The sequence below is a fragment of the Mycobacterium sp. NGS58 genome, assembly GCF_059812385.1.
Genome location: NZ_JCALCO010000001.1, coordinates 103,183 through 124,809 on the forward strand (window position 1 = coordinate 103,183; position 21,627 = coordinate 124,809).

20 protein-coding genes, 1 tRNA gene and 1 other RNA gene are annotated in these 21,627 nt (G+C 68.0%); 12 read left to right on the forward strand and 10 right to left on the reverse strand.

Translation table 11 applies throughout. The features are described 5' to 3' along the window. Positions 1 to 24: 24 nt before the first annotated feature. Positions 25 to 483 carry a lipoprotein LpqH gene (locus AC5Y4H_RS00500; RefSeq protein ID WP_499978094.1) on the reverse strand — a complete coding sequence of 153 codons (459 nt, stop codon included), beginning with the start codon at positions 481 to 483 and terminating at the stop codon, positions 25 to 27. Positions 484 to 659: 176 nt separating this feature from the next. Here AC5Y4H_RS00500 and AC5Y4H_RS00505 point away from each other — a divergent pair, with 176 nt between their 5' ends. Together AC5Y4H_RS00505 and AC5Y4H_RS00510 are read left to right on the forward strand one after the other, a co-directional pair. Then, a complete protein-coding gene (locus tag AC5Y4H_RS00505; protein ID WP_499978097.1) occupies positions 660 to 1,040 on the forward strand; it encodes a hypothetical protein in 381 nt (126 codons plus the stop codon). Between the two features lie 12 nt (positions 1,041 to 1,052). Further along, complete coding sequence (locus tag AC5Y4H_RS00510) at positions 1,053 to 1,796, forward strand: enoyl-CoA hydratase/isomerase family protein (protein WP_499977626.1); 744 nt, start codon at positions 1,053 to 1,055, stop codon at positions 1,794 to 1,796. On the opposite strand, the gene lucA is transcribed toward AC5Y4H_RS00510, so the two are convergent. Beyond that, entirely contained in the window at positions 1,797 to 2,681 is an 885-nt protein-coding gene (gene lucA, locus AC5Y4H_RS00515; RefSeq protein WP_499977628.1) for a lipid uptake coordinator LucA, read from the reverse strand. Between the two features lie 89 nt (positions 2,682 to 2,770). Then, positions 2,771 to 2,859, reverse strand: a tRNA-Ser gene (locus tag AC5Y4H_RS00520). A 76-nt stretch (positions 2,860 to 2,935) separates the two neighbouring features. Between AC5Y4H_RS00520 and ffs the strand changes: the two genes are divergently transcribed. The 3 genes from ffs (at position 2,936) to AC5Y4H_RS00535 (ending at position 6,366) form a co-directional block, all read left to right on the forward strand. Beyond that, an RNA gene (ffs, locus tag AC5Y4H_RS00525) (signal recognition particle sRNA small type) lies at positions 2,936 to 3,032 on the forward strand. Positions 3,033 to 3,118: 86 nt separating this feature from the next. Continuing rightward, positions 3,119 to 4,405 carry an aspartate aminotransferase type Ic gene (locus AC5Y4H_RS00530; RefSeq protein ID WP_499978100.1) on the forward strand — a complete coding sequence of 429 codons (1,287 nt, stop codon included), beginning with the start codon at positions 3,119 to 3,121 and terminating at the stop codon, positions 4,403 to 4,405. Positions 4,406 to 4,491: 86 nt separating this feature from the next. Next, positions 4,492 to 6,366 (forward strand): DNA polymerase III subunits gamma/tau, encoded by a 1,875-nt coding sequence (locus AC5Y4H_RS00535; protein ID WP_499977629.1) that lies wholly within the window; start codon positions 4,492 to 4,494, stop codon positions 6,364 to 6,366. A 58-nt stretch (positions 6,367 to 6,424) separates the two neighbouring features. On the opposite strand, the gene AC5Y4H_RS00540 is transcribed toward AC5Y4H_RS00535, so the two are convergent. Both AC5Y4H_RS00540 and AC5Y4H_RS00545 read right to left on the reverse strand, forming a co-directional pair. Beyond that, entirely contained in the window at positions 6,425 to 7,735 is a 1,311-nt protein-coding gene (locus AC5Y4H_RS00540; RefSeq protein WP_499977632.1) for a class I SAM-dependent methyltransferase, read from the reverse strand. After that, positions 7,732 to 9,123, reverse strand: coding sequence for an FAD-binding oxidoreductase (locus AC5Y4H_RS00545; protein ID WP_499977635.1), 1,392 nt, complete (start codon positions 9,121 to 9,123; stop codon positions 7,732 to 7,734). The genes AC5Y4H_RS00540 and AC5Y4H_RS00545 overlap by 4 nt, the downstream gene beginning before the upstream one ends. A gap of 78 nt (positions 9,124 to 9,201) precedes the next feature. Between AC5Y4H_RS00545 and AC5Y4H_RS00550 the strand changes: the two genes are divergently transcribed. Beyond that, positions 9,202 to 9,639, forward strand: a complete 438-nt coding sequence (locus AC5Y4H_RS00550) for an SRPBCC family protein (RefSeq protein WP_499977636.1) — start codon at positions 9,202 to 9,204, stop codon at positions 9,637 to 9,639. Positions 9,640 to 9,660: 21 nt separating this feature from the next. On the opposite strand, the gene AC5Y4H_RS00555 is transcribed toward AC5Y4H_RS00550, so the two are convergent. After that, positions 9,661 to 10,422, reverse strand: coding sequence for an Rv3717 family N-acetylmuramoyl-L-alanine amidase (locus AC5Y4H_RS00555; protein ID WP_499977637.1), 762 nt, complete (start codon positions 10,420 to 10,422; stop codon positions 9,661 to 9,663). A gap of 98 nt (positions 10,423 to 10,520) precedes the next feature. On the opposite strand from AC5Y4H_RS00555, the gene AC5Y4H_RS00560 reads away from it, so the two are divergent. Further along, positions 10,521 to 10,865, forward strand: a complete 345-nt coding sequence (locus AC5Y4H_RS00560) for a YbaB/EbfC family nucleoid-associated protein (protein ID WP_499977640.1) — start codon at positions 10,521 to 10,523, stop codon at positions 10,863 to 10,865. Between the two features lie 14 nt (positions 10,866 to 10,879). After that, a complete protein-coding gene (gene recR, locus AC5Y4H_RS00565; RefSeq protein ID WP_008263246.1) occupies positions 10,880 to 11,491 on the forward strand; it encodes a recombination mediator RecR in 612 nt (203 codons plus the stop codon). A gap of 21 nt (positions 11,492 to 11,512) precedes the next feature. Here the strand turns inward: recR and AC5Y4H_RS00570 are convergent, their stop codons facing one another. The 3 genes from AC5Y4H_RS00570 to AC5Y4H_RS00580 form a co-directional block, all read right to left on the reverse strand. Beyond that, positions 11,513 to 12,832: an MFS transporter gene (locus AC5Y4H_RS00570; RefSeq protein WP_499978102.1), complete on the reverse strand. Its 1,320-nt coding sequence runs from the start codon at positions 12,830 to 12,832 to the stop codon at positions 11,513 to 11,515. A 131-nt stretch (positions 12,833 to 12,963) separates the two neighbouring features. Next, positions 12,964 to 13,659 carry a type 1 glutamine amidotransferase gene (locus AC5Y4H_RS00575; protein WP_499978103.1) on the reverse strand — a complete coding sequence of 232 codons (696 nt, stop codon included), beginning with the start codon at positions 13,657 to 13,659 and terminating at the stop codon, positions 12,964 to 12,966. A gap of 4 nt (positions 13,660 to 13,663) precedes the next feature. Next, positions 13,664 to 14,893, reverse strand: a complete 1,230-nt coding sequence (locus AC5Y4H_RS00580) for a MurT ligase domain-containing protein (protein WP_499977641.1) — start codon at positions 14,891 to 14,893, stop codon at positions 13,664 to 13,666. A gap of 157 nt (positions 14,894 to 15,050) precedes the next feature. Here AC5Y4H_RS00580 and AC5Y4H_RS00585 point away from each other — a divergent pair, with 157 nt between their 5' ends. Beyond that, the gene (locus tag AC5Y4H_RS00585; RefSeq protein WP_499977643.1) at positions 15,051 to 16,043 is read left to right on the forward strand and encodes a DEDDh family exonuclease; all 993 of its coding nucleotides are present in this window, start codon (positions 15,051 to 15,053) and stop codon (positions 16,041 to 16,043) included. Here the strand turns inward: AC5Y4H_RS00585 and leuA are convergent, their stop codons facing one another. Next, positions 16,044 to 17,843, reverse strand: a complete 1,800-nt coding sequence (gene leuA, locus AC5Y4H_RS00590) for a 2-isopropylmalate synthase (RefSeq protein ID WP_499977645.1) — start codon at positions 17,841 to 17,843, stop codon at positions 16,044 to 16,046. A 294-nt stretch (positions 17,844 to 18,137) separates the two neighbouring features. Here leuA and AC5Y4H_RS00595 point away from each other — a divergent pair, with 294 nt between their 5' ends. The 3 genes from AC5Y4H_RS00595 to AC5Y4H_RS00605 are packed head-to-tail and all read left to right on the forward strand — an operon-like array spanning position 18,138 to position 21,621. Further along, positions 18,138 to 19,403, forward strand: a complete 1,266-nt coding sequence (locus tag AC5Y4H_RS00595) for an aspartate kinase (protein ID WP_499977646.1) — start codon at positions 18,138 to 18,140, stop codon at positions 19,401 to 19,403. Next, positions 19,404 to 20,459: an aspartate-semialdehyde dehydrogenase gene (locus tag AC5Y4H_RS00600; RefSeq protein ID WP_499977648.1), complete on the forward strand. Its 1,056-nt coding sequence runs from the start codon at positions 19,404 to 19,406 to the stop codon at positions 20,457 to 20,459. It begins immediately after the preceding gene. 7 nt (positions 20,460 to 20,466) lie between these two features. After that, the gene (locus AC5Y4H_RS00605; RefSeq protein WP_499977649.1) at positions 20,467 to 21,621 is read left to right on the forward strand and encodes a DUF4185 domain-containing protein; all 1,155 of its coding nucleotides are present in this window, start codon (positions 20,467 to 20,469) and stop codon (positions 21,619 to 21,621) included. Positions 21,622 to 21,627 lie beyond the last annotated feature (6 nt).

Sequence of the window (21,627 nt, forward strand, 5' to 3'; positions counted from 1 at the left end):
CCGCCGCTCGAGGGCCGCAACCGATCAGCCGCAGGACACCTTGATGTTGAAGTCCTTGGTGATCATTCCCGCCATCGGGTTCTTCATGTCCGCACCCTGCGCCTGACCGGTAATCGTGTAGGTCTTGCCATCTACCGCGACATTGGCCGAACCCACCTTCGCGCCCATGTTGTCGCTGACCGCCAGCGCGTTGCCGTCGACAACGAGGGCCAGCGACTGGACCTTCGGGGTGGCCTCGTCGGTCATCACGACGGCCAGCGCCTGCTGGGCGCCGCCCGTGGAGCCGCTGCCGATGTTGATCTTGCCGCCGGTCCGCACACAGGTCACCGACGCGGGATTCACGCCGGCAAGGTCGGTGCCGCCCACCTTGACTTGCGCGTTGGTGCCGGTGGCGACGCTGGGCGTCGTGCTCGACGCGGGTGCGGCGGTGTGGCCGCCGCCCGAGCACCCCACCAGGGTCACCGAAGCCGCGGCACAGCCCAGGGTCCCAATCGCAGCTGCGAGAAGACGTTTCACTTGTGGTTCCTTCCTTCGTGCGCCGCCCCAATGGCGTCGTCCTGGCGCAAGTACAGAACGCTCCGGTTGCTACCGATCCCAAATTTCGCCGGGCCGAACCGGTAGGCTGCGTCGATGGCGGAGCCGGCGAAGGGAGTAACGCGATGCTCAGCGTGAAATGGCTGGAAAAGCCTGAGTCTCATGACTTTCCGGCGGCGGCGGACTATCTCACCATGCTTGCGGACGACCAGACCGTGAAGAAGGTGATCAAAAAGCTGAAATCTGGGACGGTGACACATCGGAAGGCCAAAGACATTCTTCGGGCGGCACAGCTGAGTCTGCTTCCGGTGGACAATCCCCACGTCGCCGCGGACCTGACCAAGATCGAAAAAGGCCTACCGCTGTCGCCCATCCTGCTGGTGCGCGGCGACTTCATGGCCGGGATTACTTTGCAGATCGCCGACGGCTACCACCGCGTCTGCGCGAGCTATCACACCGACGAGAACACGCCCATTCCGGTGGTCCTCGCGGCCGTCAGCCGCTGATCGGAGGAATGGATGATGATCGACGTCAGCACCGTGGGAACCGTGCAGGTGCTGACGATGTCGTCGGGCGCGGTCAACGCGCAGGATGTCGAGCTGCTCGAAGAGCTGGCTTCGGCGGTGCGCGAGCTGGCACGTTCGGACGCCGGCGCGCTGGTTGTCACCGGCGCCGGCCGCGCCTTCAGCGCGGGCGTCGACCTCAAGCGGGTGGTGGAAGGCGGCACCGGCTACACCGATCGGCTCGTCCCCGCGCTGTCCGCGGCGTTCGATGCGATGTTCGGCTATCCGGGGCCGACCGTCGCCGCGATCAACGGCGCCGCGATCGCGGGCGGCTGCGTGCTCGCGTGCGCCTGCGACCGCCGCTTGATCAGCCCGGAGGCACAGATCGGCGCGGCCGAGGTGCGCGTCGGGGTGCCGTTCCCGGTCGCCGCTTTGGAGGTCATGCGCTACGCCTGCGGGATCCACGCCGACGAGGTGCTGCTCGGGGGCCGCAACTACCGGGGCGCGGAGGCCGTGGCGCGCGGACTGGCGCACCGAGTCGTCGCCGATGAGCTCATCGAGGCGGCCGTGGCGGAGGCGTCGGACCTGGGCAGCATCCCGGTCGACGCCTACCGGCAGACGAAGACCCAGTTGCACGCCCCGACGATGGCGCGCATCCACGAAGCCCGCGGCCTCGATGACGAGGTTCGCCGGATGTGGGGCACGGACGAGACGCTGCGACGCATCGCCGCCTACGTGGATCGGCTGCGACGCCGCTGACTAGTCTTCGTCGGCGTTGTCGTCCAGGGCCACGCCGGCCCGAGTGCGCCTGCGCCGCATCCGGTGTGACCCCTTGCCGGTCGGGCGCCGGTTGCGCAACTTGGCCTTCGACTCGTCGGCCTCGTCGATGGTCGTCTGGGTATCGGTGGTGTCCTTGACGGGCGCAGCCTCGGTCGCCAGGTCCGATGCCGCCTCAGAGGCGGCGGTTTTTGCAGTGACTTCGCTTGGGGCCGCCGCCGGCTCACCCGCCTCGGCTTCCTTGGTCTCTTCGGCTTCTGCGGGGGCCGGCTCCGCGTCGTCCGCCTCGTCCGCAGCGCTCTCGGCGGTCTCGTCGGCTTCGGCCTCTTCCGCCTCTTCCGCATCGAGTTCTTCGGCTTCTTCGGCGTCGGCCTCGTCGGCTTCCTTGCGCCGCACGCGACGCTTTTTGGGCTTCTTCGCCTTGATCGGTTTGGGCGGGGGCGGGGGGAGCTCAGCGACGAACGAGAGGTAGAACGCGAAAATGCCGAGCAACGCGATCGCGGCGGCCGCCCCGTAGATGCCGAACAACCACCGCCCGGCGGCATCCAGGCTGAGCCAGATCTCGCTGATCGCCGTCCCGATGATCAACACCCCGGCCAGCACGTGGGCAACTATCGACCAGGTCCTGATGGACAGGGCCAGCTGCGGCGTCCCCAACTCGGGCTTGCGGGTGCGCAGCAGCGTGAACACCACGGGCAGCGCCGCGAGCGCGATGAGCGCACCCGTCACAATCCGCAGCGAAGTCCCCAACGAGTGCGCGGTGTCACCCATCAGCTCAAGCCAACGCGGCAACACGAAAAAGAAGTAGAGGACGCCCGCAGCGATCGAAAACAACGCGTGCCACGGGATGGCGACCTTGCGCCCCATACCCCTCCTCGTGCTGGTGAATCCACGCCAGCCTAACGGCGGCCGACCCGAATCCATATCAATTCGTACGTGTCCGCTTGGCGGACCGATGGCGGAGGATGCGGGATTTGAACCCGCGAGGGCTGTTAACCCAACCCGCGTTCCAGGCGAGCGCCATAGGCCACTAGGCGAATCCTCCGTGGCCATGGTAACCGAGGGTCTGATGGCCCCCGACAGTTGCTCGTCGTCGACTCCGGGGCGGGTATTAGACTCGTCGCTGGACCCCGCGCGGCGTCTATCCTGTGAACTCCCCCAGGGCCGGAAGGCAGCAAGGGTCAATGGGCTCTGTCGGGTGCGCGGGGTCCCCTATCTCCATGAGTGGCGACCCGCTTCGCCCGGCTTCGCCGCGCTTGCGATCACCACCGGTTTCCCGCCTTCGAACAGCGAAAGGGTTCATGGTGTCGCTGGAGTCCCTCACCCCGGCCGAGCTCGCGGCCGCGAACACTCGTCACCAGCAGGACTACGCGGACCTGCAGGCCAAGAAGCTCGCCCTGGACCTGACCCGCGGCAAACCGGCACCCGCCCAGCTCGACCTGTCCAACCAGTTGCTGAGCCTGCCCGGGGACGACTTCCGCGACAGCGAGGGGACCGACACCCGCAACTACGGTGGCCTGCACGGCCTGCCCGAGCTACGGGCCATCTTCGGGGAGCTGCTCGGCATCCCGGTGCAGAACCTGATCGCGGGAAACAACTCCAGCCTGGAGCTGATGCACGACCTCGTCGCCTTCTCCATGTTGTACGGCGGGGTGGATTCGCAGCGGCCCTGGAAGGACGAACCGAGCATCAAGTTCCTCTGCCCGACCCCGGGCTACGACCGGCATTTCGCCATCACCGAGACGATGGGCATCGAGATGATCCCCGTCCCGATGCTGTCCGACGGGCCGGATGTCGACCTGATCGAGGAGTTGGTCGCCGCCGATCCGGCCATCAAGGGCATGTGGACGGTGCCGGTGTTCGGCAACCCGACGGGGGTCACCTACTCCTGGGACACGGTCCTGCGGCTAGTCCAGATGCGGACCGCGGCGCCCGACTTCCGGCTGTTCTGGGACAACGCATACGCGGTGCATACCCTGACGCATGACTTCGTCCGGCAGGTCGACGTGCTCGGGCTGGCGGCTGCGGCGGGGAACCCCCATCGGCCCTACGTGTTCGCGTCCACCTCGAAGATCACCTTCGCCGGCGCCGGCGTGAGCTTCCTGGGCGGATCGCTGGGCAACATCGCGTGGTACCTGCAGTACGCGGGAAAGAAGTCGATCGGACCGGACAAGGTCAACCAGCTGCGGCACCTGCGCTTCTTCCGCGACGCCGACGGGGTGCGGCTGCACATGCTGCGACACCAGCAGATCCTGGCGCCGAAGTTCGCGCTGGCCGCCGAGATCCTGGATCAGCGGCTCAGCGACTCCAAGATCGCGTCGTGGACCGACCCCAAGGGCGGTTACTTCATCAGCCTAGACGTCCTACCCGGCACCGCGAAGCGGACCGTCGCGCTGGCCAAGGACGCCGGTATCGCGGTCACCGAGGCGGGTGCGTCGTTCCCGTACCGCAAGGATCCGAAGGACACCAACATCCGGATCGCGCCGACCTTCCCGTCGCTGCCGGACCTGCGCGACGCCGTCGACGGCCTGGCGACCTGCGCGCTGCTGGCGGCGTCGGAGTCGCTGCTGGCGTCGTCGAGCATGAACTGACGGCGCGGAAATCGCCGAAATCCGCCCCACGATCGCACTCGACGCCCCGCGGGCCGCAGTCACCGCGCGCCGGTAGCCTGCTGACCGTGGCCCTCTACCGCAAGTACCGACCGGCAACTTTCGCCGAAGTGGTGGGGCAGGAGCACGTCACCGAACCACTGTCGATCGCCCTGGAAGCCGGCCGGATCAACCACGCGTATTTGTTTTCGGGTCCGCGCGGCTGCGGGAAGACCTCCTCGGCGCGCATCCTGGCCCGCTCGCTGAACTGCGTTCAGGGCCCGACGGCCAACCCGTGCGGGGTCTGTGACTCGTGCCAGGCGCTGGCGCCCAACGCGCCCGGCAGCATCGACGTGGTGGAACTCGACGCCGCCAGCCACGGTGGCGTGGATGACACCCGCGAGCTGCGCGACCGTGCGTTCTACGCGCCAGCCCAATCGCGCTACCGGGTGTTCATCGTCGACGAGGCGCATATGGTCACCACGGCGGGGTTCAACGCGCTACTCAAGATCGTGGAGGAGCCCCCCGAGCACCTCATCTTCATCTTCGCCACCACCGAGCCGGAGAAGGTGCTGCCGACGATTCGATCGCGCACCCATCACTATCCGTTCCGGCTGCTGCCGCCGAAGACCATGCGGGCGTTGATCGCGCGGATCTGCGAGCAGGAGGGCGTCGCCGTCGACGACGCCGTCTACCCGCTGGTGATCCGCGCCGGCGGCGGCTCGCCGCGCGACACCCTGTCGGTGCTGGACCAGCTGGTGGCCGGCGCCGAGGGCGCGCACGTGACCTATCAACGGGCGCTGGGTCTGCTGGGCGCCACCGACATGGCGCTGATCGACGACGCCGTGGACTCGCTCGCGGCCGCCGATGCCGCGGCGTTGTTCGGTGCGGTGGAGTCGGTGATCGATGCCGGCCACGACCCGCGGCGTTTCGCCACCGATCTGCTCGAGCGGTTTCGCGACCTGATCCTGTTGCAGGCCGTCCCGGATGCGGCCAGCCGCGGCGTGGTCGACGCACCGGAGGACGTGCTGGAGCGGATGCGTGAGCAAGCGACCCGGATCGGACCGGCAACCCTGACCCGCTACGCCGAGGTGGTGCAGGCGGGCCTGGGCGAGATGCGCGGTGCGACGGCGCCGCGCCTGCTGCTCGAGGTCGTGTGTGCGCGGCTGCTGCTGCCCTCGGCCAGCGACACCGAGTCGGCGCTGCTGCAACGCGTCGAGCGCATCGAAACTCGGCTGGACATGTCCATTCCGGGCTCGGAAGCGCCGCGCAGCGCCCCGGCACCGGCCGACGAGCAACCCGTCCGATTCACCCGGCCGTCCGCGACGGCCGCCGCCAAGCCCAAACCGAAACCCGAAGCGATACCCGAACCGAGCGCGAAGCCCAAGGCGGCTGCGGTCGCCGAACCGGCTCCACCCCCGGCCGCGGCCGCGCTCTCCGAACCGGCTCCGGCGCTGCCGGCCGAATCAGCTCCTGCGCCGGGCGAACTCAACACCGCGGCGGTGCGCAGCATGTGGCCCACGGTGCGCGAAAAGGTGCGTCAGCGCAGCCGGACCACCGAGGTGATGCTGGCCGGGGCGACCGTCCGGGCCATCGAGGGCAACACGTTGGTGCTGAGCCATGAATCTGCGCCGCTGGCCAAGAGGCTCTGCGAGCAACGCAACGCCGACGTCATCGCCGAAGCGCTCAAGGACGCGCTGGGTGTCAATTGGCGCGTGCGGTGTGAGGCCGGCGCACCGGCCTCGGCCGCGCCGCCACCTTCCGCAGGCGGGGAAGTCGGGCCGGCGGTTTCCACCGTGGCCGAGTCCGCACCCGACGACGATTCCGCGCGGCGCGACGAAGAGGAACACATGCTCGCCGAGGCGGTCCGCGACGAGCCGTCGGCGCCCCGCCGCGACCCCGAAGAGGTCGCCCTCGAACTGCTGCAGAACGAGCTGGGCGCCCGCCGCATCGACAACGGCTAGGGCGATCGCAAGCGCGGCGGTGGCCGGGCGCAGCGGGTCGCCACCAACGGCTAGCGCGTCAGGCCGTCCACCACGGCCGCAGCGGCAGGTCGTCGTCGCCCCGCGCGTCGGTATTGGCTGCCAGCACGTGATGGAGCTGAAGGTTGTTCTGCTCGAACGCGACCCGTGATGCCGCCATGTACAGGCCCCACACCTTGGCGGTCGGCAAGCCGACCTCGGCGACCGCCACGTCCCAGTGCTCGACCAGGTTGTGGCACCAGTCGCGCAGCGTCATCGCGTAGTGATGGCGGAAGTTCTCCGCGTGCAGCACCTCGAAGCCCACATCCTGGACGGCCCTGGTGATGCGGCCCGAGCCGGTCAGCTCGCCGTCCGGAAAGACGTAGCGGTCGGTGAATCCGCCGGCGAACGAGGTGGAGGTGTTGTCGTGCCGGGTGATGCAGTGGTTGAGCAGCAGGCCGCCGGTGCGCAGCTTCGACTTGAGGAACCCGAAGTAGGTCGGGTAGTTCTTGACGCCGATGTGCTCGGTCAGCCCGATCGAGGAGACCGCGTCGAACTGCGTCTCGCCGACGTCGCGGTAGTCGGAGTGCCGCACCTCGGCCAGCTCTGCCAGCCCCTCGTCGGCGATCGCCTGCTGCGCCCACTTCGCCTGCTCTGCCGACAGGGTGGCGCCGATCGCCCGGACGCCGCGCCGCGCCGCGTAACGCACCATGCCACCCCAACCGCAGCCGACATCGAGCAGCCGGTCGCCCGGTTGCAGCCGCAGCTTCTCGAAAATCAGCCGGTACTTGTTTTGCTGCGCATCCTCCAGCGTCGCTTCGGTGTCGGGATACACCGCGCAGGTATAGGTCATCGAGGGACCCAACACGAGTTCGTAGAAGGTGTTGGAGACGTCGTAGTGGTGATGGATGGCCTCGGCGTCCCGGGTCTTGCTGTGCATCAGCCCGTCGGCGACCCGGCGCCACCGGGGCCGGCTTTCCTGAGGTGGGGGTGGCACCGGCAACAACCGCTCGAAACCGATGGAACGGACAACGTTGGCCAGCACCCGCGCCGGCGGCCGCTTGAATTCGACGCGATCGGTCAGCGTCTTGAGCAGCCGGTACGGATCGCCCGGATGCACGCCGTACGCCTGCAGGTCGCCCGACACGTAGGCGCGGGCCAGGCCGAGTTCGCCGGGCGCGGTGGCCAGGTAGGTGGCTCCGCGAGGCGTCCGAAGATCCAAACCCAATTCGGCGTCTTTGCTTCCGGCCGTGCTGCCGTCGTAGGCGGTGAACTTCAGCGGATGTCGCCCGGTCGCGGCGAACACCTCCAGGATCTCGGCCATGCTCAATTTGCCGGTCGGCGAGCGGTGAGGTTCCTTTGTCGTTGTCATCGCCGTTGCACCGCCTTCGCGTAGAGGTCGAGTAAACGAGAATCGGGGTCGTAGGTCTTCTTGACGGTGTTGTAGGCCTCGCCGCCGTACAACTCGTCGAAGTCCTCGCGGGAGTAGAAGGACTCGGAATACAGCGACTTGTGGCCGCCCAGCTCGCCTACCTTGGCTTCGATCATCCGGTTGGTGGCGCCCTCGGTGGCGCCGGCCGGTACCGACGACCAAAAGCCGACGTTGACGTAGGTGTGATCCGGCCGCATCGGGTACAGCGGCCAGCCGTGGTGGTCGCGCAGACGCAACGGGCACAACCAGATTGGAGTGATGGGCACGCTGTCCAGGAACCACTCCAGGAAGTCGCAGGTGCGTTCGACCGGCACCTCGACGTCCTGCACGACCCGTTCCCGGGGTGGCCGGCCGTTCCGGGCCTCGATGCGGTCGGACAGCCCGAAGCGGCGATCCATCGAAATCAGCTTCGAATAGACGCTACTGCGCCGATAGCGGCGCGGCCACCAGCGCCGCAGTCGCGGGTTCTGCACGCCGAAAGCGCGTGAGCACCAGAACCAATCGGTGTCCCAGCGCCAGAAGTAGTCGTTGATGGTCAGCCGGTCGTCCTTGGTCGCTTCCACGCCGGGGGCGTCGTGCCGGATGGACTGGTAGTAGATGTTGCGGCCGGTGTAGTCGCTGACCGGGCCGGGAGTGGTGGTCCGCCGGCCCACGCACAGGTAGCTTTCGTCGGCGCTGAAGACCACGCCGTCGAGGTAGTCGACGGGCGTCCCACCCTGTCCACCGGTGTCGATGATGCGTTCCATGGCCGCAACCAGATCGGGCAGCGAGCGGAATCGGACGTGGCGCAGCGCCACGAACGGCGCGACGGGCTCCAGCTCGATCCGGAGCCGGGTTGAATACCCAAGCGTTCCATACGAATTCGGGAAGGCGCGGAAGAGGTCGGGGTGCTGGGTGCGCGATGTGGTGAGCAAATCGCCAGCGCCGGTGAGGATGTCCATCTCGAGCACCGATTCATGCGGCAGACCGTTGCGGAACGACGACGACTCGATGCCCAGCCCGCTGACCGCGCCGCCGAGGGTGATGGTCTTCAGCTGCGGGACTACCAGCGGCGAAAGGCCATACGGCAGCGTCGCGGCCACCAGGTCCGCGTACGTGCACATGCCCGCCACATCTGCGGTGCGGGTTTCGGGATCCACGTTCAGAACGCCGGTCAGCCCGGACGTGTCCAGGCCGGGTGCATCACGTTTGGTGCGGGCGCGGAACAGGTTTGACGTCGGCTTGGCCAACCGGACGGCGGACGTCGGGGGGATGGATCGATAACTTGCCAGCATCCGGTCAACGCCAGACTTGTGGGCCGAGAGTGCAGATCCAAGGACAGGCACCACATATACCCTAGTCTTCGACAACAGCCCGTGCACCCGTCGCACGGCAGCGTCGGGAAATCATCATGAGGAGGGGTCGCTTTGGCACAGGTGAGCGCAGAGAGCACCATCTTGATCAATGCGGAGCCTGCGGCAACCCTTGCCGCCGTCGCGGACTACGAGACTGTCCGTCCGAAAATTCTTTCGCCGCAGTACCGCGACTACCAGGTGCTCCAGGGTGGGCAGGGGGCCGGCACGGTCGCCAAGTGGAAGCTGCAGGCCACCAAATCGCGGGTGCGCGACGTGCAGGCCAACGTCGATGTGGCCGGGCACACCGTCATCGAGAAGGACGCGAACTCGTCGATGGTGATCAACTGGACGGTCGCTCCAGCCGGACCCGGCTCCAGCGTCACCGTGAAGACCACCTGGGCCGGCGCCGGCGGCGTCAAGGGCTTCCTCGAGAAGACCTTTGCGCCGTTGGGGCTCAAGAGGATTCAGGGCGAGGTGCTGGCCAACCTGAAGAAAGAGCTGGAGAGCTGAGCTAGCGTCGCGCAATCGAACTCAGCGCGCCTGGCCCTGCGAGGCGAGGAAGCCCGCGACGCCGCGGACCAGTGCGTCGGCGTACTTCTGCCGGCCCTCGGCCGACTCCATCAGCGCCGAGTCCGCGGGGTTCTTCATGTTGCCGCACTCGACCAGGATCGACGGGTACTGCGCCAGGTTCAGGCCGGTCAGGTCCGAACGGCCGTAGAGACCGTTCTGGCCGATGTAGTTGGCCGGCGGGATCCCCGACGCCTGCATCTGGTCGCGCATGATCCGCGCGTACTGCACCGACGGGCCGGCCTGCACCTGGTTGAGCGGCGGGGCCGAGTAGTTGACGTGGAATCCCCGGCCGGAGGGCGGGCCGCCGTCGGCGTGGATGGACAGGACCGCGTTGGGGTGCAGCGCGTTGGCCGCGTTCGCGCGTTCGTCGACGCACGGTCCCAGGCCGTTGTCGTTGGCCCGCGACAGCGCGGTCCGCACTCCGAGGGCGTTCAGCTCGGCGCGCACCCGCAGCGCGGTGTCCCAGGTGAAGGTGTGTTCCATATAGCCGGAGTTGGTGGCCGTGCCGCTGGTCTGGCAGTCCTTCGTACCGCCGCGACCGGTGGGCACCTGGCGGTTGATGGAGCCATCATTGGACCCGTTGTGGCCCGGATCGATGAAAACCACCATGCCGGCGATGCTGGATGGGGCCGCCATTGCGTTCGGGATGACGATGGCCGACGCAGCGACGATCATGCAGATGATCGTCCTGAGGCCGACACGCCTGCTCACTCGTAGGTCCACGGCGCAAAGCTAGCGCCGGGCGGTCTACGCTGGGTGTTTCGAATCGCCGGAGACTCACGAGCGAAACCAACTCGAGACCAAGATGCGAGGGGATTGTCATGCAACCCGGAGGCGATATGTCGGCGCTGCTGGCCCAGGCGCAGGAGATGCAGCAGAAGCTCATGGAGGCGCAGCAACAACTGGCGAACGCTGAGGTACGCGGTCAGGCCGGTGGGGGTTTGGTCGAGGTCGTCGTCAAAGGCAGCGGCGAGGTGGTCGCGGTGAAGATCGATCCCTCCGTCGTCGACCCGTCTGACGTCGAGACCCTGCAGGACCTGATCGTCGGCGCCATGGGTGACGCTTCCAAGCAGGTCACCCGGATGGCCCAGGAACGGCTGGGGTCGCTGGCCGGCGGTTTCGGCCCGCCGCCTGGGCAACCCCCCGCGCCGGCGCAGGGGCTTTAGACTCCGCGACCGACATGTTCGAAGGACCCGTCCAGGATTTGATCGACGAGCTCGGCAAGCTGCCGGGCATCGGGCCCAAGAGCGCCCAGCGCATCGCCTTCCACCTGCTGTCGGTCGAACCGCCGGATATCGACCGGCTGACCGCGGTGCTGGCGAAGGTCCGCGACGGCGTGCGGTTCTGTGCGGTGTGCGGCAACGTCTCCGACAACGAGCGCTGCCGGATCTGCGCCGATCCCCGCCGGGACGGCTCGCAGGTGTGCGTCGTCGAGGAGCCCAAAGACGTCCAGGCCGTCGAGCGCACCCGCGAATTCCGCGGCCGCTACCACGTGCTGGGAGGTGCGCTCGATCCGTTGTCCGGCGTGGGCCCCGACCAGCTGAGGATCCGCGAGCTGCTGAGCCGGATCGGGGAGCGGGTCGACGACGTCGACATCACCGAGGTGATCATCGCGACCGACCCGAACACCGAGGGCGAGGCCACGGCCACCTACCTGGTGCGGATGCTGCGCGACATCCCCGGCCTGACCGTGACGCGGATCGCGTCCGGGCTGCCGATGGGCGGTGACCTGGAGTTCGCCGACGAACTGACGCTCGGTCGCGCGCTCGCCGGCCGCCGGGCCATGGTCTGAGGCGTCGGGTTCGCGGCCCTCTCACGCCCCGGCCAGCTCGCCGGCCTCCCGTTCGACAGTGGGCCCCGATCCCGGCAGCGGCTTGCCGGCGACTTCCGGCATGAAGCGAAGGGCGACCGTCCCGACCACGCCCGCGAAGATCAGCATGTAGGCCGGCACCATGGGGCTGCCGGTGCCTGATATCAGCGCTTGAGCGATCACCGGAGTGGTTCCGCCGACGGTCGATAGCGCGATGTTGTACGAAATGGCCAGCGCCCCGCTGCGCACCCTGGTCGGGAACAGCGCCGGCAGGGCTTGGGGGGTGGTGCTGTCGAAACACAGTTCCATCAGCCCGACCAGCAACACACCGATGAAGACCAGCGCAAAGACACCGCCGAAGCGCATCAGCAAGAACGCTGGGACCGACGCCAGAAGGAGCAATCCGCAGCCCGTCCACATGATCGGTTTGACGCCGATACGGTCGGACAACATGGCGACGAACACCACCGAGGCCATCAGGATCGCCAAGGTCGCCACGATAATCACTAGGCTTGCCGTGTTACCCAGGTGCACAACCACTTTCAGGTATGTCGGTAAGTATCCGGTGAGCATGAAGTCGGGGATCTGGGAGGCCACCACCACGGCCGCGCAGATCACCATCGGCTTCCACTGCTCCACCACGGTGCGCCGAAACTGCTGCCAGCCGCGGTCGACCGGCACATCCCCGTTGCCGCTCACCTGTTTATAGGCCGGTGACTCCTCGATCCGCAGGCGCAAATAGAGAGCGAGGACGCCGAAGGGCGCTCCCAACAACAGCGGAATCCGCCACCCCCACGCCAGCATGGAATGGCTTGGCAGCCAGGCCTGCAAAGCGGTCACCAGCATCCCGGCGAGCACGAACCCGACCAGGTTGCCCAGCGGCAGGAACCCGACCATCGTGCCGCGTTTGCGGTCTGGGGCACGCTCAACGAGATACGTCATCGCGCCGACAAACTCGCCGCCGGTAGACAAGCCTTGGAAGACCCGGGCGACCAGCAGCAGGATCGGCGCCCAGACGCCGATCGTGCTGTAGCCGGGCAGCAGGCCGGTCATGGTGGTCCCGACCGCCATCAGCAGGATCGTGATCACCAAAACCCGCTTGCGCCCGACACGGTCCCCGAGAGGGCCGAGGACGAACCCGCCGAGCGGACGCACCACGTACGCCGCCGCCAGCGTGCTGAAGGTGGCGATCAGGTGGACCGCGCTGACGCTATTGCCCGGATAGAACACCTGCGCAATGGTGGTCGCGATGTAGCCGTAGACGCCGAAGTCGTACCACTCCATGAAATTGCCGATGGCAGTCGCCAGGGTGTCCCGGCGCATTGACGAATCGGTGTCCCGGGAATCAGTGCCTGTGCCGCCGCGTCCGTTGCTCATTGACACGTCACGTACCCAAAACTTTGCTGCCCGGAACCGGTTGTGCCTGCGACCATGCGTTTCGCCCTGAGCACGCCCTAGCGAGCGGCCAGTCGTTCGCGGCGCAGCAACTCCACCTCCGGCATCGGCAGCGGCGGCAGCTCGCCGACCACCATGCTCAGCAGCAGGTCGGCCAGTTGCGGGTTGCGCGCCAGGCACGGCCCGTGCATGTAGGTCGCGATCACGCTGCCCTGCACCGCGCCGTCGGAGCCGTCGCCGGCCCGGTTGCCGGCGCCCTTGACCACCGCGCCCAGCGGCGACGCCGCCGTCCCGAGCAGGGTGCCGCCGCGGTGGTTCTCGAAACCGGTCAGGCGCTCGGTCAAGCCCGCCAGCAGCGGCTTGGTCGCCAACTCGCCGATGGTGCGCGCCTGTTGCGGCGACGTCGTCGCGTCGAGCATGCTCACTCCCTCGACGCGCTCCCCGGCCGACGTTTCATACCAGTGACCGAGCACCTGAACGGCCGCGCAGATGGCCAGCACCGGCGCACCCCGCTCCGCGGCGCGCTGCAGGCCGGGGTGCTTGATCAGGTGCCGGGTGGCCAAGCGCTGCGCGTAGTCCTCGGCCCCGCCCAGCGTGTAGAGGTCCAACGATTCGGGCACCGGGTCGGCCAGCGTGATTTCGACGATCTCGGCCGCGATGCCGCGCAGCCGGAGCCGTTGGCGCAACACGAGGGCGTTGCCGCCGTCGCCGTAGGTGCCCATGACGTCGGGCAGCACCAACCCGATCCGCACCACCGAGTCAGCCATGGCGCGCCAACGCTCGTTGTAGCTGGAGAAACGCCGTGTAGTTGGCGACGACCTCCACGCGCCCCGGCGGGCACGAGGCGATCGCGGCGACGGTGTCGTGCACCAGGGTGTGCTCGACGCCCGCGTATCCCAGACGCACCGCCAGGTCGGTGCCGCGCTCGCCGGCGGCTACCACTTCCGTCTCTTCGAAGTGCTCGAATCGCACATCCCACAGCCACGACAGGTCTTCCCCATCGGGCACCTGGCCGTTGACAGCGATGACCACCCCGGCGGCATGCTTGTCCACCATCGACAGCGCCTCCTGCCAGCCGGCCGGGTTCTTGGCCAGCAAGATGCGCACCTCGTGCGCACCGACCCGGACGGTCCGATAACGCCCGGCGACCTCGTCGACCGTCGAGACGGCTGCCACCGCCGACGCGGGATCGGCGCCCAACGCGACAGCGGCCGCGACGGCCTGGGCGGCGTTGCCGCGGTTGACCGCGCCGGGCAGCGCCAATCGCATCGGCAGGGCCAGGCCGTCGGGCCCGTAGAGGGTCTCATCGTCGAACCACCATTGCGGGCTCGGCCGTTTGAAGTCCGCACCCGTGGAATACCAGTGACCCCTGTCGCGGACGATGACCTCGCCGCTGCGCGGGCAGCTGACCGAGTCGTTCGCCCACGAACCACCCGCGGCGACCCACACCACGTTGGGGCTGTCGTACGCCGCGGACGTCATCAGCACGTCGTCGCAGTTGGCCACGACCACCGCCGCGGGATGCCGGGCGAGGCCCGCCCGCAGGGTCCGCTCGATGACGTTGATCTCACCCACCCGGTCCAGCTGGTCGCGTGAGAGGTTGAGCAGCACGACGACGCTGGGTTCGACGGCGTCGGAAACGTGTGGGACGTGCATCTCGTCGACTTCGAGGGCCGCCAGGGGTGCATCGCGGTTGCCGGCCAGCGCCGCGACCAGGCCGGCGTCCATGTTGGCGCCCTCGGCGTTGGTGGCCACCACGCCCAGCGTCGCCAGCGCGGCCGACGTCATCCTCGTGGTGGTGGATTTGCCGTTGGTGCCGGTGACGACGACGGTGCGCCGTCCGAGCGCGAGTTGGCGGAGAACCGAGCGGTCCAGCGTCATGGCGATGAGGCCGCCGATCATCGCCCCTGCCCCGCGTCCGGTCACCCGGGACGCCCAGCGCGCGCTCGCTCCCGCGGCGAGGGCCAGACGAGCACGGGTGGTGACCACGCGGGAAGTTTAAATGCGTACCGCCGCCGTCTTCGAATTCCGGGCGATCGCAAGGCCGCGCTCGGCGTCGGGAACGGCGGGTCGCCCGCGTCGAATTCCGGCCCGACACGGCGCGCAGCGGACGGGCGATGTCGGTCGGCCGTGCCATCCTCAGTGCATGAGCGGGGTGTCCTGGGGTCGGCCGGCGAATGAGCCGGACGCGGGCTGGGCCGTCGTCGATGTCGAGACCTCGGGCTTTCGGCCGGGTCAGGCGCGGATCATCAGCGTTGCGGCCCTCGGCCTGGACGCCGACGGCAACGTCGAACACTCGGTGGTAAGCCTCCTCAACCCCGGCGTTGACCCTGGTCCCACCCACGTGCACGGCCTGACCGCCGCCATGTTGGAAGACCAGCCGCAGTTCGCCGACATCGTCGGCGACGTGGCCGAGGTGCTGCGCGGCCGCACATTGGTCGCCCACAACGTGGCGTTCGACTATGCGTTTCTCGCCGCCGAAGCCGAACTGGCCGAGACCGAGCTGCCCGTCGAGAGCGTCATGTGCACCGTCGAGCTGGCCCGACGGCTCGACCTGGGCCTCGACAACCTGCGGTTGGAGACGCTCGCGGCGCACTGGGGCGTCACCCAGGAGCGGCCGCACGACGCGTTCGACGACGCGATGGTGCTGACCGGGGTGCTGGCCTCGGCGCTCAAACTGGCCCGGGAAGGCGACGTCTGGCTGCCGGTACATCCGGTGACCCGGCGCCGCTGGCCGAACGGCCGGGTCACGCATGACGAGCTGCGACCACTCAAGGTTCTGGCGTCCCGGATGCCCTGCCCTTATCTCAACCCGGGGCCGTACGTGGGCGGCCGACCGCTGGTGCAGGGCATGCGGGTGGCACTGGCGGCCGAGGTCGGTCGCACCCACGAGGAGCTGGTGGAACGCATCCTGCACGCCGGGCTGGCCTACACCGAGGCCGTCGACCGGGAGACCTCGCTGGTGGTCTGCAACGATCCCGCCCCCGAGCAGGGCAAGGGCTACCTCGCCCGGCAACTCGGGGTGCCGGTGATCTGCGACGCGCAGTTCATGGACTACGTCGGCGCCGTCATCGGGGGCACCAGCATGGACGAATTCACCGACGCCCGCGCCCTGGACCAGCAGCTGGCGCTGTTCTGATCAGCCGCGCGCGGCGCGGTTGACTGCTGACACGACCGCCCGCAGTGACGCGGAGGTGATCGACGGCGCGATGCCGACCCCCCACACCGTGCGACCGTCCACCGACGCCTCCACATAGGCGGCCGCCTGGGCGTCGTCGCCGGCGCTCATGGCGTGCTCGGAGTAGTCCAGGACGGCCACGTCGAAACCGACACCGCCCAGCGCGTGGACGAACGCGGCAAGTGGGCCGTTACCCTCCCCGCTGATCTCGGTCTCCGCGCCGTTGATCTTGACGGTCGCGGTGAGGCGGGTGACACCGCTGTCGTCCTCGGAGGCGTCGACGCGCTGCTTTATCCGCTCCAGCGGCACCACCGGCGCCAGGTACTCCTCGGAGAAGGCGTCCCACATCTCCTTGGGACTCACCTCGCCGCCTTCCCCTTCACTGATCTTCTGCACCACCTGGGAGAACTCGATCTGCAGCCGTCGCGGCAGCGCCAAGCCGTGATCCGCCTTCATGATGTAGGCGACCCCGCCCTTGCCGGACTGCGAGTTGACCCGGATCACCGCCTCATAGGTGCGACCGACGTCCTTCGGGTCGATCGGCAGATACGGCACCTGCCAGAGCATGTCGTCGACGTCGGAGTCCGCGGCGTCCGCGTCGATCTTCATCTGGTCCAGGCCCTTGTTGATGGCGTCCTGATGGCTGCCCGAGAACGCGGTGTAGACCAGGTCGCCGCCGTACGGATGACGTTCGTGCACCGGCAACTGGTTGCAGTACTCGACCGTGCGGCGGATCTCGTCGATGTTGGAGAAGTCGATCTGCGGGTCCACGCCGCGGGAGAACAGGTTCAGCCCCAGCGTCACCAGGCAGACGTTGCCGGTGCGCTCGCCGTTGCCGAACAGGCAGCCCTCGATGCGGTCGGCACCGGCCTGGTAGCCCAATTCCGCTGCGGCAACGGCGGTTCCGCGGTCATTGTGCGGATGCAGGCTCAGAATGACCGATTCCCGGTTGGCCAGGTTGCGGCTCATCCACTCGATCGAGTCGGCGTAGACGTTGGGTGTGGCCATCTCGACCGTGGCGGGCAGGTTGAAGATGATCGGGTTGTCCGGCGTCGGCGCGATGATTTCGCCGACCGCGTCGCACACCTGCCTGGCGTACTCCAGTTCGGTGCCGGTGTAGGACTCCGGCGAATACTCGAAGCGCCAGCGCGTGCCCGGGTGCTTGGCGGCCTCTTCGACGCACTTGCGCGCGCCTTCGGTCGCGATGGCTTGCACGGCGGCCCGATCGGCGCGGAACACGACGCGGCGCTGCAGGATTGACGTCGAGTTGTAGAAGTGCACGATGGCCTGCGGTGCACCGTCGCACGCCTCGAAGGTGCGCTCGATTAGTTCCGGCCGGCACTGGGTCAGTACCTGGATCGTGACGTCGTCGGGGATTGCGCCGTCGGTGATGATCTCGCGCACGAAGTCGAAGTCGGTCTGGCTGGCAGACGGGAACCCGACTTCGATCTCCTTGTAGCCCATGCCAACGAGCAAATCGAACATGCGGCGCTTACGCGCCGGGCTCATGGGGTCGATCAGCGCCTGGTTGCCGTCGCGCAGATCCACCGCACACCACAGCGGGGCATGAGTGATGACGCGGTCGGGCCACGTGCGGTCCGCCAATTGGATGGGCTCGACCTCATCGGCGAAGGGGCGGTACCGGTTGACCGGCATCGACGAGCCGCGCTGCGGGTTCCATGCGGGTTGGCCGGGCGCTGACGGGCCGGCGGGCCGAACGATGGTTCGTTTCGAGCTGAATGCGTCGGGATTGGAAGTCACGGTGATTGCTCCGGGGGATTGAAGAGGGGAACTTCAGACCGGCGCATCGCCGACACCCGCGACGGGTTGCCGGTCTGGATCAGACCCCGTCGCGGCGTCCGAGGAGGAGCACCCGCTGCACGTCGGCAACTTTACCGCTTTTAATGCATTGGTAAAAATTGCGCCGCGCCCGCAGCGAATGCGCATGGTGGGGTGGGGCGGTATCGCGACGTAAATCACCGTGCGGTGGCACGTATTCTGTTGTGGACTTAAACCCGAAATCCACATGTCCAGGCCGGAGAGGCAGGAAATAACGTGGCGCTCGTCGTGCAGAAGTACGGCGGATCCTCAGTGGCGAACGCCGACCGGATCCGGCGGGTGGCCGAGCGCATCGTCGCTACCAAGAAGCAGGGCAACGACGTGGTAGTCGTCGTCTCCGCGATGGGCGACACCACCGACGACCTGATGGATCTGGCCCACCAGGTGTGTCCGGCGCCGCCACCGCGCGAACTCGACATGCTGCTGACCGCCGGCGAGCGAATCTCCAATGCGTTGGTCGCGATGGCGATCGAATCGCTGGGTGCGCAGGCGCGCTCGTTCACCGGTTCGCAGGCCGGCGTGATCACCACCGGCACGCACGGCAACGCCAAGATCATCGACGTCACTCCGGGCCGGCTGCAGACCGCGCTCGACGAGGGCCGCATCGTGCTGGTGGCCGGCTTCCAGGGTGTCAGCCAGGACACCCGGGACGTGACCACGCTGGGCCGCGGGGGTTCGGACACCACGGCGGTGGCCCTCGCCGCGGCGCTGCACGCCGATGTCTGCGAGATCTACACCGACGTCGACGGCATCTTCAGCGCCGACCCGCGGATCGTGCACAACGCCCGCAAACTGGACACGGTCACCTTCGAGGAAATGCTCGAGATGGCGGCGTGCGGCGCCAAAGTTTTGATGCTGCGCTGCGTGGAATACGCACGCCGCTACAACATGCCGGTGCACGTCCGATCCTCCTACTCGGAGAACCCAGGCACCATAGTCGTCGGATCGATCAAGGACATAGACATGGAAGACCCCATCCTGACCGGAGTCGCACACGATCGCAGCGAGGCCAAGGTGACCGTCGTCGGCATCCCCGACATCCCCGGATACGCCGCCCGGGTCTTCCGGGCACTCGCCGATGCCGACGTGAACATCGACATGGTGTTGCAGAACGTCTCCAAGGTCGAGGACGGCAAGACCGACATCACCTTCACCTGCTCGCGCGACAGCGGACCCACCGCGGTGGCACGGTTGGACGCACTGCAGGACGAGATCGGGTTCAGCCAGCTGCTCTACGACGACCACGTCGGCAAGGTGTCGCTGATCGGGGCGGGCATGCGCAGCCACCCCGGGGTCACCGCCACCTTCTGCGAGTCCCTGGCCGAGGTGGGCGTCAACATCGAGCTGATCTCCACGTCCGAGATCCGCATCTCGGTGCTGTGCCGCGACACCGAACTAGATAAGGCCGTCGTGGCGTTGCACGAGGCGTTCGGGCTCGGCGGCGAGGAGTCGGCGACCGTGTACGCGGGGACAGGTAGATAGATGGTTGCCATTGGAGTTGTGGGCGCCACCGGCCAGGTCGGTCAGGTGATGCGCCGGTTGCTCGACGAGCGGGACTTCCCCGCTCGGGACAGCGGTGGGTCGGTGCGGTTCTTCGCGTCATCGCGCTCGCAAGGCCGCAAGCTGGCCTTCCGCGGTCAGGAGATCGAGGTCGAAGACGCCGCGACGGCGGACCCCAGCGGCCTGGACATCGCGTTGTTCTCCGCAGGCAAGACGATGTCGCTGGTGCAGGCGCCGCGGTTCGCGGCGGCCGGGGTGACGGTGATCGACAACTCATCGGCCTGGCGCAAGGACCCGGAAGTGCCGTTGGTGGTATCCGAGGTGAACTTCGAGCGGGACGTCCGGGACGCGCGCTCGCTGGCCAAGGGCATCATCGCCAACCCGAACTGCACCACGATGGCGGCGATGCCGGTGCTCAAGGTCCTGCACGAGGAAGCGGGGCTGCAGCGCTTGGTGGTGTCCAGCTATCAGGCGGTGTCCGGCAGCGGGATCGCCGGGGTCGAAGAACTGGCCACGCAGGCGCGCGCGGTCATCGACGGCGCCGAGCAGCTGGTGCACGACGGCAGTGCGGTGCGGTTCCCAGGGCCCAAGACCTACGTGGCGCCGATCGCCTTCAACGTGGTGCCGCTCGCCGGATCCCTGGTCGACGACGGCTCGGGTGAAACGGACGAGGACCAGAAGCTGCGCCACGAGAGCCGCAAGATCCTCGGCATTCCAGACCTGGCCGTCAGCGGCACTTGTGTGCGGGTACCGGTGTTCACCGGCCACTCGCTGTCGATCAACGCCGAGTTCGCCCGGCCGCTGTCACCCGAGCGGGCCCGGGAGCTGCTCGACGCCGCGCCCGGCGTCAAGGTGGTCGACGTGCCGACCCCGTTGGCTGCGGCTGGCGTCGACGAATCCCTGGTCGGCCGGATCCGGTGCGACCCCGGGGTGCCCGACGGCCGCGGCCTGGCACTGTTCATCTCCGGCGACAACCTGCGCAAGGGGGCGGCGCTGAACACCATCCAGATCGCCGAGCTGCTGGCCAACCAGCTGTGACAAGCGGGTGAGCACCACCCACACTCGCTTCGCCACGCGGTGTTCGCTGTTCGCCGCGTCGGCAGTGTGTTTGGTTCTGCCGCAATGGATGAGCGTCGCGCATGCCGACCCGGCGGCACCGGCCCCCGAACCCGTGCTGCAGCCGCTGGCGCCCGGTCAGGTGTTGCGCATCGGGCCCAGCGCCGGAACCGGCACGCCGACCGTGGATTACGGCATTGGCGCGACAGACCTGTGTGAGTTCGTCGAGTTTCCCGCCGAATTGCTCCAAGTGTGCGGCGACAGCTTCGCGGGTGAGGGAGTTGGATTCGGCGGTTGGTACGCACCGGTCGCGTTGCGCGTCGACACCTCGTCCGTCGACGACCCCGGTGGAGTGCGCTACACCGGGGTTACCGGCATCAGCAATCCGCTGCTGGCCGAACCCACCCCGCCGGGAGCTTCGCAGCTGCCGGCCGGGGTCGTGCAGATCAACCGGCGCAACTACCTGATGGTGACAACCACCAAGAACCTCGAGCCGCAGACCTCCCGATTGGTGACCGCCGAACCGGCGCGCGCCGGCTGGCAGACGATCCCGGGATCCAAGCGACCCGCGTCGTACCAGGGCGGCTCACAGACGCAGATCAGCGGCTACTACGACCCGATCCCCACCCCGGAGTCTGCCAGCGGGTGGGTGTACATCGTCGCCGACAGTTTCACCCGCAGGGACCCGGTGCTGCTGTATCGGGCCACGCCGCAGACGTTCACCGACCGGTCGCGGTGGCAGGGTTGGGCGGCGGGCCCGGGCGGCGGCTGGGGCAAGCCGCCGACGCCGTTGTGGCCGGACGCGGTGGGCGAGATGTGCATCCGGCAGATCGACGGCAAGGCGGTGCTGTCCTATTTCAATGCGGTCACCGGCAACATGGAGGTCCGGGTGGCCAACGACCCGACGTCGCTGGGCGACGCGCCGGTCACCACGGTGGTGCAGCACGACGAGTGGCCGGAGCCGGCGGAGAGCCTGCCGCCGCCCTACGACAACCGGCTCGCGCAACCGTACGGCGGTTACATCTCGCCCGGTTCGACGCTCGACGAGCTGCGAATTTTCGTGAGCCAGTGGGACACTCGGGCGCGGGTTGCCGCGCCGTACCGGGTGATTCAATTCGCGGTCAATCCGCTGCGGCCCGAGTAGCGGCTC